General features: G+C 66.2%; 13 protein-coding genes. 3 read left to right on the top strand and 10 right to left on the bottom strand.

What is annotated here, in order from left to right:
- Positions 1-43 precede the first annotated feature (43 nt).
- The 5 genes from kdpA to MVF96_RS19990 all read right to left on the bottom strand — a co-directional run bounded on the left by kdpA (position 44) and on the right by MVF96_RS19990 (position 3,967).
- Positions 44-1,849, bottom strand: a complete 1,806-nt coding sequence (gene kdpA, locus MVF96_RS19970) for a potassium-transporting ATPase subunit KdpA (protein ID WP_247450173.1) — start codon at positions 1,847-1,849, stop codon at positions 44-46.
- Positions 1,850-1,853: 4 nt separating this feature from the next.
- Positions 1,854-1,952, bottom strand: a complete 99-nt coding sequence (locus MVF96_RS19975) for a potassium-transporting ATPase subunit F (protein WP_101819740.1) — start codon at positions 1,950-1,952, stop codon at positions 1,854-1,856.
- Positions 1,953-2,193: 241 nt separating this feature from the next.
- The gene (locus MVF96_RS19980; RefSeq protein WP_065629544.1) at positions 2,194-2,589 is read right to left on the bottom strand and encodes a PPOX class F420-dependent oxidoreductase; all 396 of its coding nucleotides are present in this window, start codon (positions 2,587-2,589) and stop codon (positions 2,194-2,196) included.
- The gene (locus tag MVF96_RS19985) at positions 2,586-3,332 is read right to left on the bottom strand and encodes a maleate cis-trans isomerase family protein (RefSeq protein WP_065629543.1); all 747 of its coding nucleotides are present in this window, start codon (positions 3,330-3,332) and stop codon (positions 2,586-2,588) included. The genes MVF96_RS19980 and MVF96_RS19985 overlap by 4 nt, the downstream gene beginning before the upstream one ends.
- Positions 3,333-3,361: 29 nt before the next feature.
- Positions 3,362-3,967, bottom strand: coding sequence for a DNA-3-methyladenine glycosylase I (locus MVF96_RS19990; RefSeq protein ID WP_247450175.1), 606 nt, complete (start codon positions 3,965-3,967; stop codon positions 3,362-3,364).
- Positions 3,968-4,222: 255 nt separating this feature from the next.
- On the opposite strand from MVF96_RS19990, the gene sigK reads away from it, so the two are divergent.
- Both sigK and MVF96_RS20000 read left to right on the top strand, forming a co-directional pair.
- A complete protein-coding gene (gene sigK / locus MVF96_RS19995) occupies positions 4,223-4,777 on the top strand; it encodes an ECF RNA polymerase sigma factor SigK (RefSeq protein WP_247450177.1) in 555 nt (184 codons plus the stop codon).
- Positions 4,778-5,103: 326 nt separating this feature from the next.
- The gene (locus MVF96_RS20000) at positions 5,104-7,341 is read left to right on the top strand and encodes an NADP-dependent isocitrate dehydrogenase (protein ID WP_211539593.1); all 2,238 of its coding nucleotides are present in this window, start codon (positions 5,104-5,106) and stop codon (positions 7,339-7,341) included.
- 324 nt (positions 7,342-7,665) lie between these two features.
- Here MVF96_RS20000 and MVF96_RS20005 read toward each other — a convergent pair whose 3' ends face one another.
- From MVF96_RS20005 to MVF96_RS20015, 3 genes are all read right to left on the bottom strand, one after another.
- Positions 7,666-8,604, bottom strand: coding sequence for an adenylate/guanylate cyclase domain-containing protein (locus tag MVF96_RS20005; RefSeq protein ID WP_211539591.1), 939 nt, complete (start codon positions 8,602-8,604; stop codon positions 7,666-7,668).
- A gap of 444 nt (positions 8,605-9,048) precedes the next feature.
- The gene (locus MVF96_RS20010) at positions 9,049-9,612 is read right to left on the bottom strand and encodes a hypothetical protein (RefSeq protein ID WP_247450179.1); all 564 of its coding nucleotides are present in this window, start codon (positions 9,610-9,612) and stop codon (positions 9,049-9,051) included.
- Between the two features lie 18 nt (positions 9,613-9,630).
- Complete coding sequence (locus MVF96_RS20015; RefSeq protein ID WP_211539588.1) at positions 9,631-10,164, bottom strand: hypothetical protein; 534 nt, start codon at positions 10,162-10,164, stop codon at positions 9,631-9,633.
- Between the two features lie 383 nt (positions 10,165-10,547).
- On the opposite strand from MVF96_RS20015, the gene MVF96_RS20020 reads away from it, so the two are divergent.
- Positions 10,548-11,270 carry a mycothiol-dependent nitroreductase Rv2466c family protein gene (locus tag MVF96_RS20020; protein WP_472924647.1) on the top strand — a complete coding sequence of 241 codons (723 nt, stop codon included), beginning with the start codon at positions 10,548-10,550 and terminating at the stop codon, positions 11,268-11,270.
- A gap of 13 nt (positions 11,271-11,283) precedes the next feature.
- Here MVF96_RS20020 and MVF96_RS20025 read toward each other — a convergent pair whose 3' ends face one another.
- Positions 11,284-12,099, bottom strand: a complete 816-nt coding sequence (locus MVF96_RS20025) for an SDR family NAD(P)-dependent oxidoreductase (RefSeq protein WP_247450181.1) — start codon at positions 12,097-12,099, stop codon at positions 11,284-11,286.
- A gap of 96 nt (positions 12,100-12,195) precedes the next feature.
- Complete coding sequence (locus MVF96_RS20030) at positions 12,196-13,293, bottom strand: GIY-YIG nuclease family protein (RefSeq protein WP_247452146.1); 1,098 nt, start codon at positions 13,291-13,293, stop codon at positions 12,196-12,198.
- Positions 13,294-13,398: the final 105 nt, after the last annotated feature.

Consider the following 13,398-nt stretch of genomic DNA (forward strand, 5'->3'; position numbering starts at 1 on the left):
ACGCTCGTCTTGTCGGGATCGTCGGTGGTGACGAGTTGTGTGGTCACAGCAGTGCCTCGGCAATCGGTCCCAGCGCCATGGCCGGGAAGAAGGTGAGACCGGCGACGAGCACGATGGTCGCGGTCAGGAGGAATCCGAACAGGAGTCCGGAGGTGGGCAGGGTCGAACGCGTCTCCGCCGCAACGTCATCGGTGGCGGTGTCGGCAGGGACGGTGAGAACCGCGGTCGACGCGCCGCCGACTCGGTCCCCGGTGGCGGCCGACGGTCGCGCGGGGTCCCCGGACCGGGCGTCACCACCGCGTGGCGTCTGCCGGGCGAGCAGCCCGGCCAGCGCGAGCACCAGCACGATGGGCAGGAAACGGCCCAAGAGCATGGCCATGCCGAGCGAGGTCTGGAACCAGTCACCGGTCACCGTGAGTCCGCCGAACGCACTGCCGTTGTTGTTCGCCGCCGACGCGTACGCGTACAGGACTTCGCTGAACCCGTGGATCGAGCCCGGAGTGCCCGGCTCTCCGCTGTTGCCCTGCGCCTGCGTCGTCGATCCCAGGATCATGGAGATCCCGGTGCCGATCAGCACGAGCGCCGGCATCACCAGCACGTACAGCGCGGCCATGGTGATCTCGTGCTGTCCGATGCGTTTACCGAGGAAGGTGGGCGAGCGCCCGACGAGCAGACCACCGATGAAGACGGTGATCATCGCCATCACGAGGATGCCGTACAGACCCGATCCCACACCGCCGGGTGCGACCTCACCGAGCAGCATGTTCCACAGGACGGCGCCGCCGCCGACCGCCGAGAAACTGTCGTGCGCGGAGTTCACCGCGCCGGTCGACGTGCCGGTCGTCGACACCGCGAACAGCGCCGATCCGGGGATCCCGAACCGGACCTCCTTGCCTTCCATCATCGCCCCGGCAGCCGCGGAAGCGGCCCCGGCGGTGCGGCTCTCGAAGACCCATACGAGCGTGAGCATCAGCGACCAGATCGCGGCCATCACGGCCAGCAGCGTCAGTCCCTGCCGGCGGTCGCCGACGAGTGTTCCGTAAGTGCGCGTCAGGCAGACCGGGATCAACAGGAGTGCGGCGATCTCCAACAGGTTCGACAGCGGCGTCGGGTTGGAGAACGGGTGTGCCGAGTTCGCCGACAGTGTCCCGCCACCGTTGGTGCCGAGTTCCTTGATGGCCTCCTGCGAGGCGAACGGGCCGAGCATGCTCCGCGCGTCGGCACCGTCGAGGGTGGTCCACCCGAACCCGGTGTGCCAGGACTGCACCAGCCCCTGGGTGATCAGCAGTGTCGCGAGGACGAGGCTGAGCGGCAACAGGATTCGGACCGATCCGCGCACCAGGTCCACCCAGAAGTTCCCGATCTCGCCGGTTCCGCGGCGGCTCACGATCCCGCGGATGACCGCGATCGCGACCGCCAGACCCACCGCTGCCGAGACGAAGTTCTGGACGGCGAGGCCGAGCATCTGTGTCAGGTTGCTCATCACCACTTCGGGCGAGAAGGACTGCCAGTTGGTGTTGCTGACGAAGGAGATCGCGGTGTTGAACGCCATCGACGGGGCCACACCGGACTTTCCGTCGGACCACGGCAACACCCCCTGCAGACGCTGCAGCAGGTAGACGACGAGGAACGAGATCAGCGAAAAGGCCAGCACCGCAAGGGCGTAACCCACCCAGGTCTGCTGGCGGCGCGAATCGACCCGCGCCATCCGGTAGAGGACGCGCTCGACGCGCAGGTCCTTGTCGCTGCTGTACACCCGCGCCATGTGATCGCCCAACGGGATGTAGGCGACGGCGAGGATGACGAGGAGCGCGGCCCCCTGGAGCAGTCCCGCAACAGTTGTGTTCACGGCGTCAGAACCTCTCCGGGAACACGAGCGCCACCAGGAGGAACAGCACCGTCGCGGCGGCCAGGGCCAGCAGCACGACGTTGGTCACCCCGTCCGCGGTCACGATCTGGTCCGCACATCGAGGGCCCGCACCGCCAGCACACACAGGGCGAACCCCGCGAGGGCCGGCAGCACGTACACGAGGTCCGCCACGCAGTCACTCTCCGATCACATCGACATCCACCACTCGGTGGCCACGTCGAAGGATCACGCAGCCCGACGGGCCGCGAAAGAGTCCTTAACGCATTCCATACGCGGGCCACGCCGTTATTGATGCGGCGTTGACATCCGCGCGGTGCGGACCTCTACGTCGTAGGCGTGATGACGATCCCCACGCTGCCGTGATCGCCCCGGCGGAGCTTGCTGCCCAGGATCGTGATCTTGCCCAGGAGTCCGTACTTGTCCGCGATGGCCTTCTTGACGCGGCCGCTGTCCGCCGCGTCGAGCACTTCGGCGGTACCGCTGACCGGTGCGCCGAAAGACTTGTGGCCCCGCACATCACAGGCCTGCACGACGACGCGCGGATCCCGGCGGAGGCGCTTGACCTTCCACGAATCCGCGACGGTCCACATGACGAGCTGGTCGCCGTCGAGCGCCGCCCACAGCGGCGAGGTCACCGCGGTGCCGTCCTTGCGGTAGGTCGTGAGATTCACGTACTTGGCGGTGCCTGCTTCGCCGAATGTCGCCGCGCTCGAGGTCATGCGGCAATGCTACGGGCAAACAGTGTCTGCGCATGGCCGTCCGACGTGCCCGCGGGCCCGTTGATCTCGCCGAGGACTCCGGCGTCGCACAGGGTCGCCCAGGCGGTGACCTGGTTCGCCGACAGGACGGGCTTGCCGAGTTCGGCTTCGAGGCCGGCGAGGATGTCGTAGGTCCACAGGTTGGTGCAGGACACGAAGATCGCCTCGGCGTCGGGGTGGTCCGCGGCGCGGATGAGGTCAGCGGTCACGTGGTACGGAATGGTCCAGATCTCGGAGTTCCGCCCGAGCCCCGCCTGGGCGACGACGCTCCGGCCGGACTCGGCGAGGAAATCGCACAGCAGGCCGGTGAGGGACGCGGTGTACGGCGTGGCGACCGAGAGCGTGCCGACGTTCAGCGCATCGAGGGCGCGGATCAGGGCCTCGGACGTCGTCACCGCCCGGTCGGCGCCGGCCGCGACCATGCAGTTCGAGATCTCGAGCGCACCGGCCATCCCGTAAACGAAGCTGCCCGACGCGCAGGCGTAACCGAAGGAGCGCGGACCGACCGACGAGACGGCGCGCACGGCGGCGGCGATCTCGGCGTGGTTGTTGAGGTCGCGGCACAGTTCCACGTCCACCGGCGCGTCGATGAAACCGGTGCGGGTGAAGTACAGCGACACCGAATCCGGCATCCACCGCCACAGCTCACGATCGAGAGCCATGTCGAACGGGCACACCATCCCGATACCGATCTGGGCCGTCATGCACGGATGATGGCACATTGTCGGATTGTCTACAATTTGTGCGGGCTCGCCTTGCGCAGCGCCGCTTCCACGTCCTCGCGGATCACGCAGCCGTACGCGTGGTCGTTGACCATTCCCGTTGCCTGCATGAGGGCGAACATCGTGGTCGGACCGACGAACCGCCAGCCGCGCTTCTTCAGGTCCTTAGACAGAGCGAGCGACTCGGGCGAGGTCGTCATCGAACCGGGTACGTGGTCCCCGGCGGGGGCATAGTTCCAGAAATAGGACTCCAGCGACCCCTGCTCGTCGATCAATTCGACGGCCCGGCGAGCATTGTTGATCGATGCCTCGATCTTGCCGCGGTGTCGGATGATGCCGGCGTCGGCGAGCAGCCTGGCGACGTCGGCCTCGGTGAAGCGTGCCACGCGTTCGATGTCGAACCCCGCGAACGCCGCACGGAAGTTCTCCCGCTTGATCAGGATCGTCCGCCAGCTCAGACCCGACTGGAAGCCCTCGAGGCAGACACGCTCGAACAGCGCCGTGTCACCGGCGATCGGGAACCCCCACTCCGTGTCGTGGTAGGTGGTCTCCGGCTCACGCGCCGCCCACAGGCAACGCGCTCGACCGTCGGCGATCGTTATGGTGTCGTCAGGCATGCACGCCCCTCTCGTCGCGAGGAGGCTACTCCGCGACACCGACATCCCAGCTCACCGGCGGTTCGGAGGGCGCGAGCGCCGCCGTTATCTCCCCGTTACCAAGTATTGCGAAAGCGTCCCGTTGTGTGTCGCGATGATCACTTTGCGCAGCGCGGGGCCTAGCGTTGGACACATCGCAACTCGGCCACCCGGCGCAGTGCCGCCCGACGTGAGCCCCGAGAGCGGGACAATCCATCTGCGGCAAGGAGCTTCGTGATGAATGACACCGAACTGAGCACTCTCCTCGCCCGGGTGGCCACCGGCGACATGGACGCGTTCGCACAGTTCTACGACGCGACGTGTGACCGGGTCTACGGCATGACGCTGCGTGTCCTCCGCGATCCGGGCTACAGCGAGGAGGCCACCCAGGAGACGTTCCTGGCGGTCTGGCGCAATGCCGATGCCTACGATCCCGCGTCCGGCTCCGCATTGTCGTGGATTCTCACGCTCGCGCATCGTCGCGCGGTCGATCGCGTGCGCTCGGAGTCGGCGGCGACCCGCCGGACCGTCGCCTACGGCATCGCCGACACCGGCCGCGAGGTCGACGAGGTCAGCGAATCGGTGGAGCGACGCGAGATCGCCCGCCTGATCCACACCGGCCTGGAAACCCTCACCCCGCTGCAGCGCCAGGCGATCGAGCTCGCCTACTTCCATGGGCTCACCTACCGCGAGGTCGCCGAACATCTCGACGTCGCCCTGCCGACCGTCAAGTCCCGCATCCGGGACGGCCTGATCAGGCTCCGGCAGACCGTGCCGGTTCGCGTCGCCTGACACCACCCGCACCAAGCCCCACCGTCCCGACCGGCCCCGCTCGACGGCGATCACCCGCCAACCGAGTGGGGTCGACTCATGTCGGCACCCGGGCGAACCATCTGTGGCGTCGACCACACAAATTTTGGGACGCAGGCCAGGTCACAGCCGTTACCACCTGGCGTTCGACGCGAATCCACCGACCACGTCTCCCGCCGCCCGGCCCGGACAGGCAAAATCATGGGTGGATGTCACGCGAGTCCATCCCCGTCGTGATATCGGTAAACCGGACCCACAAGGCCGCACACACAAACGCGTCGACCAAGACAGAATCGAGAACACATCGCATGAGTGCCGAACAGCCGACCATCATCTATACGCTGACCGACGAGGCACCCATGCTCGCCACTCACGCGTTTCTGCCGGTCGTGCGCACGTTCGCCGGGGCGGCCGGGATCGCCGTCGAGACCAGCGACATCTCCGTCGCGGCTCGCATCCTCGCCGAGTTCTCCGACCTCCTGCCCGATGACCAGAAGGTCACCGACAACCTGGGCGAGCTCGGCAAGCTGACCCAGGAGTCCGACACCAACATCATCAAGCTCCCCAACATCTCCGCGTCGGTCCCCCAGCTGCTCGCCGCCATCAAGGAGCTCCAGGGCAAGGGTTACGACCTGCCCGACTTCCCGGGCAACCCGAAGACCGACGAGGAGCGCGCGATTCGCGACCGGTACACCAAGTGCCTCGGTAGCGCCGTGAACCCCGTTCTGCGCGAAGGCAACTCGGACCGTCGAGCACCGAAGGCGGTCAAGGAGTACGCGAAGAAGCACCCGCACAGCATGGGTGAGTGGTCGATGGCATCGCGCACCCACGTCGCCCATATGCGCGAAGGCGACTTCTACCACGGCGAGAAGTCGATGACCGTCTCCGGCGACCGCAAGGTCAAGATGGAGCTGATCACCGACTCCGGCGAGACCCTCGTGCTCAAGCCCGAGGTGTCGCTGACCGACGGTGACGTCATCGACAGCATGTTCATGAGCAAGAAGGCCCTGATCAAGTTCTACGAGGAACAGATCGACGACGCCTACAAGACCGGCGTGATGTTCTCGCTGCACGTCAAGGCCACCATGATGCGGGTCTCGCACCCCATCGTCTTCGGGCACGCGGTCAAGGTCTTCTACCGCGAGGCCTTCGAGAAGCACGGCGAACTCTTCGACGAGCTCGGCGTCAACGTCAACAACGGGCTGTCGGATCTCTACAGCAAGATCGAGTCGCTGCCCAGCGCGCAGCGCGAGGAGATCATCGACGACCTGCACAAGTGCCACGAGCATCGCCCCGAGCTGGCGATGGTCGACTCGGCCCGCGGCATCACCAACTTCCACTCCCCCAGTGACGTCATCGTCGACGCCTCGATGCCGGCCATGATCCGCGCGGGCGGCAAGATGTACGGCGCCGACGGCCGGCTCAAGGACACCAAGGCCGTCAACCCGGAGTCGACCTTCTCCCGCATCTACCAGGAGATGATCAACTTCTGTAAGACCAACGGGCAGTTCGATCCCACGACGATGGGCACGGTGCCCAACGTCGGTCTGATGGCGCAGAAGGCCGAGGAGTACGGCTCGCACGACAAGACCTTCGAGGTCCCTGCGGGCGGCACCGCCAACATCACCGATCTGGAGACCGGCGAGGTGCTGCTCACCCAGACCGTCGAAGAGGGCGACATCTGGCGTCTGTGCATCGTCAAGGACGCGCCCATCCAGGACTGGATCAAGCTGGCCGTGAACCGGTGCCGCGATTCCGGGATGCCGGTGCTCTTCTGGCTCGACCCGTACCGCCCGCATGAGAACGAGCTGATCAAGAAGGTCCACAAGTACCTGCCGGATCACGACACCGAGGGCCTCGACATCCAGATCATGTCGCAGGTCCGCGCCATGCGGTACACCCTCGAGCGCGTCGTCCGCGGCCTGGACACCATCTCGGCCACGGGCAACATCCTGCGCGACTACCTGACCGACCTGTTCCCGATCCTGGAACTCGGCACCAGCGCCAAGATGCTGTCGATCGTCCCGCTGATGGCCGGCGGCGGACTCTACGAGACCGGCGCGGGCGGTTCAGCGCCGAAGCACGTCAAGCAGCTCATCGAGGAGAACCACCTCCGCTGGGACTCGCTCGGCGAGTTCCTCGCGCTCGCGGTGAGCCTCGAGGACGTGGGCAAGAAGTTCGACGACAAGCGCGCCGTTCTCCTCGCGAAGGCCCTCGACACCGCCACCGGCAAGCTGCTCGAGAACGACAAGGGACCGTCGCGCAAGACCGGCGAACTCGACAACCGCGGCAGCCAGTTCTACCTGGCGCTCTACTGGGCGCAGGAACTCGCCGCGCAGACCGAGGACGACGAGCTCGCGAAGCACTTCTCGTCGCTGGCCGAAACCCTCGCGGCCAACGAGGACAAGATCGTCGAGGAGCTCAACGCGGTGCAGGGCGAGCAGGTCGACATCGGCGGCTACTACTACCCCGACTGGGACAAGACCGCCGCCGTCATGCGTCCGAGCACGACGTTCAACGAGGCACTCGCCGCCGCGCAGCGCTGACTGGAAGCCGGCGTGGGTCTCGAGTGAGACCCACGCCGACTCGTCAGACCCATTCGAACTGGTTCAGACGCTGGCCCGAACTATTCGTCGCGACAACGACATCCGGACTGCGGAGTAGTGCATGCGATCGACAACATCCTCGAGGATTGGAACCGCAGCCGGGGTTGACCAGTCGTGCGGTGTCACGGCCCGTCGTGCGCCCATCGTGCGTGTCGGCGGGCACAGGCAACGCGTCTATCGCCCCGTGAAGCTCGGCGCGGCCGCACGTAGTCCTCTCGATCTCTTCGGCGTACACACGCTGCTAGCAAACAGGCCGGGGATCGGTCAGTCGGAGTAGCGGGGCACGACGGCGAACACCTCGATGTCGCGCGGTACCCCCTTGGCGCGGAATCGCCGACGACGAGTGGCGTACCGATCGGCGCCGGCGGCCTCGACGGTCGCTCCGCTGGCCAACAGCTCACCGGCTCCCGCCGCTGCCGCGACCCGAGCGGCGACGTTCACATCGACACCGAGGAAATCGTCACCGACCGCCCGCGGTTCGCCGGTGTGGAGACCGGCTCGCAGCTGTGGCCGGTAGTCCCCGACCGTCAGGGCACTCACGGCGACGATCACCTCGTGACCGGCCTCGATCGCTTCGACACCGTCGATGAACACGGCCATCGTCCCGTCGCCGAGATGTTTGACGATGCGTCCGCCGCGGCTGCGCACGATGTTCTCGGTGACGCCGTTGACGTCGCGCAGGAGTTGGAGGACCTGGTCGTCTCCGGCATGCAGGGCCCACGTCGAGAATCCGACGAGATCGGTGAACAAGATGGTGGCGGGGACTGGGGTGCGTTCGGATCGACGACGTCGTGTGGTCACCAACGCCTGCCACACCTGGATCGATGCGAGGCCGAGCTCTCGTATGGCACTGGGTTTTTCGGGCCGGGACTCGCTGATGAGGCGTGCCACGCGGTCGGATGCACGCGGCCCGGTGATCGGGCTCTCGTCGTGCGGGATCAGATCTCGTGCGGCGCGAGCCGCCTTGACGACCCCGGCGCTGGAGTCGGTGCGGGCCAGCAGGTCGGCCATCCGGCGCCCGGGTCCGGGACGGTCGGGATCGTCGCGTCGGACGGGAAGCCGGTCGCCCCGACGACGGGTCGACCCACCGGTTCTATCGTTCGCTGCGGAGGGTTCGTCCGCGTCGGATGTCGCATCGTCGTCAGTCGGACCGGGATCCGGGAGACCGTCGCGGTCACGTGTCGAATCGTCGGCTCCGGTCACGCCTTGAGTCTAGTGGCCCCGCTCATCGCGAGACCGACACCGCCGCGGCCTCGGTGACACCGTTCCAAACGCTGAACAAGCCACACAACGCCGACCCACGTCGCACTGCGACGGGGCCCGATGTGACGACTGATGACGTCGACAGTCGCGAACATCGACAAGGTGATCCAGACGCAGAACAACACAAACAACGCGAAACCGATATAGAACGGCCAGTTGTCCGCGCGGCAATCAGCAGCGCATTCGGATAGTCCGGCCGTGGCCATCAGCACATCCACAATCTAATCGCCGCGGGAAGCCCTACCCGACGGCCTTGTCGAGGAGGACGACCGTGTCGACGAGCGCACCGCCTGCACGGGGATCATGCCATCGAAATTCACTCATCCATCATTACGGTCGGCCCTCACAGGCGGGTCGTCATTAGTTCGAGTGGCGCTGTACGAACTACGCGAAGCGTGCTGCACCCGTTCGATCAGAATGGGGCGGCGGAAATGTAGAGCCATGTGCTGCGGTCACCCGCCTGGGGGTCGAACCACACGGTGAGATGACCGCCCCACTCCCCGCTGACGCCGGGTCGTTGTAGTCGCCAGCCGGCCGACCACATGCCATCAGAGTCGGTGAGCGCGGCGGACCGTGCCTCGACGGTGAGCGCATCGACGCCATATTCGGCGGATCGGTGGTCGCACAGCGCAGCCGTGACTGCCGAATGATCCTGTCGCGCAGCATCGCACTGTCCGCTTTCACGACGAGGTAAGCACTCGGTTTGCCTTGCAACTGCGATGTCACTTCCCCGTAGTCGATGGCACTGTCGTTCAGGTGAACACCCATGGCTTCGGCGATCCGTTCAGCCCCGTCGGCGTCTTCTGTGACCGACACCTTGGACAAGCTGTCCTCGAACCACGACGAGCGAAGAGTGAGCCAACCAGCGGCACCGATGAGCACGATCGCGGCGGCGAAGGCGGTGATGATTCCACCGAGCACCCAGAAAAACAACACCTTGGTACGCACTCATCAACTGTGGCACGCCTACATCTGCCCGCCATCACCTGCACGCGCTGGCCGCGGCGGCGCACCGCGTCTGAGCAGGTCGGGATTGACGACTCGGATGGCCTGGACGAAGGCAACGACGAGCGCTCCGTAGCTGCACACCGAGTACGGCCAGGGGCTGTGGGTGCTCATTGTGATGCGGGGGTCGTCTCGAATCCAGTAGGTGCAGCGCACGCCGAGGGGAAGGAGCTCGAATCGGTGAGACCAGTCGAGGCTGGGATGGAATGTGCTCACCACGTCTCGAGGCGGCGGTGGTAGTTGCTCAGGCGGAAAGCCGACGGGTACAAACCCATCACGCACCGAACACGTGTGACCGGGGTAGTCGTTGTAATCGTCGAGACTGGTCAACGCGAGGAAAGCAATTGCCCCGCAGATCGCCAGCACCGCAGAAACTGCGGCCGAAGATCGTCGGATGTTTCGGCCAGCGGCTCTGAAGGATAGCCAGATGGTCCACGCCCAGAACATGAGCGCGAGGGCGACCGGTGGCGTGAGCAGCACGAAGAACCCTTCCACCGTCACTCCTTCTCTCGCAGACCGCTACTACTCCGCAATCGTTCCACCTGACCCGGACTCCGATTGACCTCGATATCCGCGTCGGCTCCGGTCCTGCCGGAGGTGAACGAATGAGATTGGTCTCGCAGTGGTCCGCCTGAACCATTCTTCTTCAGCTTCGGCTTCGCCCACCCCGGCTGATTACGGGGCGTGTATGACTGGGCACCCGAGCTCTACACCGGTCCACTCGATCAGCCGTCACTCGCTACTGTGCAGCACCTCCTCCATCCCAACGAGCCCGTCATAGGCTCACCTGTCACTCAGTCGAGCGGTACCGGTTAGGCGACCAGTTGTTCGCGGCTTCTGCCGACACCTAGGACTGTCCCGTCGTCTACCGTCGAATCGTGGCCGACGTCAACTTCTACTTCGATCCCGTCTGTCCGTTCGCCTGGATGACGAGCAAATGGGTGCGAAAGGTACAGGCCCAGCGGGACTACACGGTGGAATGGCGGTTCATCTCGCTACGTCTGCTGAACGCACACGTCGATTACGACGCGCAGTTCCCGCCGGAGTACGAGGCCGGGCACACCGCCGGGCTCCGTCTTCTGCGCGTGGCGGCGAGCATCCGCCGCGAACACGGACCGGCCGCCATCGGTCCGCTCTACGAGGCCCTGGGTACACGAATCTTCGACGCGCACACCGGTTCCTACACCGTGGACGCCACCGACTTCCGCGGTACCGCGGAGTTCCTCGGGCCCGTGCTGGATGAGCTCGGGCTACCCGCGCACCACCTGGACGCCCTCGACGACGCCGAGTTCGACGCGGAGATCCAAACCGAGACCGACGAGGCCCTGTCGCTGACGGGTCGCGACGTGGGTACGCCGATCATCCACTTCCAGCCGCCGGAGGGAGTTGCCTTCTTCGGGCCCGTCATCAGCCGTCTACCAGGTGACGACGACGCGGTCGTCCTGTGGGACCACGTGATCGGCCTGGCGAGTTTCCCGGGTTTCGCCGAGCTCAAGCGGAGCCTGCGGGAGAAGCCACAACTGCGGGCCTTCGGAGTGACCGACGGCGAGGCGGGTGTCGAGGAGGACTGGCACGGCGGGAGTCGGCGCACCAAGAAGTGAAACCGCCCGGCGCCTACTTGAACGGATTGAGCGTCCGGCCGAGGAAGTACTGGATACCCGGCGGAATGGGACGCACGGCCGTCGTGACCAGCTTGTTCACCATGCCGGTCACGCACACCGCGTCGCCCTTCATCACCGCGTTCCACCCCTCGCGCACGACGTCCTCCGGCTCCTGCCACAGCACGCCGGGCAGGCGATCGGCGGTCTCGCGGGTCTCCGCACCCATCGCATCGTGGAACTCACTCCTGGTGAAACCGGGACAGAGCGCCGTCACGTGGATGCCGTGCGATTTCAGTTCCATGTCCAGGGACTGGGACATCAGCAGCACATACGACTTGATCGCGGAGTAGAGCAGGCCCTCCGCCGGAGGCAGCAGCGCCGTGATGGACGAGACGTTCACGATCCGCCCCCACCGGCGCTTCTTCATCCCCGGGAGCACGCGGTGGGACAGCTCGGTCAGCGAGGTCAGCATCAATTGCAGCTGCCCTCCGACCTCCCCCCACGGCGTCTCGGCGAACTTGGTGCTCAGCGACATCCCGGCGTTGTTGATCAGCACGTCGATGTCCAGCCCTAGTTCATCGGCGCGCTCGATGATCGCGGCCGGCGTGCCGGGTTCGGACAGATCCCCGGCAAACACCTCACAGCGAACGCCGTGCTCGCGATGTAGTCGCTCGGACAACTCGTCGAGCCGTTCGGCCCGACGGGCGACCAGCAGTAGGTCGTACCCTTCCGCGGCGAGTTGTTCCGCGAACGTCTTGCCGATCCCGGCGGAGGCGCCGGTGATCAGGGCGGTGCGGTGGTCGAATGAACTGCGTCGATCCGAGGACATGCGCCGGCTTTCTGTCGATGGACGATGCCGCGAGTACTACCAGACCGCGCGTCCCTCGTCGGATCACGACAGGCGATTTTGTTCCAACGAACAGGCTCAGGGAACGTGTCCGTACGGGTGCCATCCCGACGAATTCCATTTGCCACCGCGCCGTTCGCGGACCTCACGCAGGCTGGTGCCCACATATCGGGCCTCGAGTTCGGCGTCGGGTCTCCCGGTGTACACCCACCGCTTCGGATCGAGATTGCCATCGTCGTCGCGGTAGGACTCCCAGTAGTCGACACGATGGACGGCCCGGACGAGATCGTCGGCGAACACCAGCACCGGTAGATCGGGGACGGTCCGGTGCGGCCCCGCACGCCAAGCGCTGCGAGCGGATTCGTAGATCACCTCGGCAGTGGCGTCGCTGCGGGCGGACTCGTCGACCTTCACCAGCACGCACACGTCGGGCAACGGCGGCGACACCAGCGCCGCATGTCGCAGGATCAGCTCCTCGATGCGCCACGGCCCCTGCGCATCCGGCGTCTCCGGAAGTGCCGATCCGGCCAGAGCGACGACGTCGACTACCGTGCGCCGTAGCGAAAGCGCGTGCGCTGCAGCTGAATCGAGGGAACCGACGTCGTACCGCAGAATCCAGTGTTCGACGCCGAACCCGTCGGCGTCGATGTCGCGGATGCGCTCGGAGATGGCGGCCGCGACCTCGGCCGGATCGTCGTCGCCGACGATGTCGGCAGGGTCGGGTGCGTCGCCCGCCAGCGCGGCGGCGGTATGGCGGTACACGCGGTTCCCGCGGCCGGCGTCGACGTGGAACACCGTGGCGTCACGCGGATCGACCAGTGCATAGACGTAACTACCGAGCACCGTTTGCGCTTCGTGGGGAACAGGTTTCGGGGCGCCGGGCGCGGGGACCCCGACCGGCCGCAGCAGGGCGAGGACCTCGTCGACCACCGAAGGACGGACCCCGAGCCCCCCGGCGGTGATCCCGCCGAAGACGACCTCGCCGGCGCGCTCCCGGTCGACGAATCGCCGGCCGGCGAAACGGTCGACGGCGCGCACCACATCGGCGACCTCGGCGCGCCGGGCCGCCGCACCGCGGGAGGACGTGCGCTCGTCGTCCGGGTCGAGCATCTCCGCGAAGGCCGACGACGACAAGAAGTCGCCGAGCGCCGTCCGGGGCAGCTCGACCGCATCGATCCTGTTCACCGCCATGGTCGCATGATGCCAGCACTCGACAGGCAAACCCACGAAGCGCTAGTGTACGTTTGTACATGTACATCCGTACATTAGCTTGAGAGGACA

It is taken from the genome of Gordonia hongkongensis (assembly GCF_023078355.1).
In the GTDB taxonomy this organism is placed as follows: Bacteria; Actinomycetota; Actinomycetes; order Mycobacteriales; family Mycobacteriaceae; genus Gordonia; species Gordonia hongkongensis.

Coding starts and splice junctions, on each gene's coding strand:
- MVF96_RS19980 (WP_065629544.1), bottom strand. CDS start 2,589: ATGACCTCGAGCGCGGCGACATTCGGCGAAGCAGGCACCGCCAAGTAC.
- MVF96_RS19985 (WP_065629543.1), bottom strand. CDS start 3,332: ATGACGGCCCAGATCGGTATCGGGATGGTGTGCCCGTTCGACATGGCT.
- MVF96_RS19990 (WP_247450175.1), bottom strand. CDS start 3,967: ATGCCTGACGACACCATAACGATCGCCGACGGTCGAGCGCGTTGCCTG.
- sigK (WP_247450177.1), top strand. CDS start 4,223: ATGAATGACACCGAACTGAGCACTCTCCTCGCCCGGGTGGCCACCGGC.
- MVF96_RS20000 (WP_211539593.1), top strand. CDS start 5,104: ATGAGTGCCGAACAGCCGACCATCATCTATACGCTGACCGACGAGGCA.
- MVF96_RS20025 (WP_247450181.1), bottom strand. CDS start 12,099: ATGTCCTCGGATCGACGCAGTTCATTCGACCACCGCACCGCCCTGATC.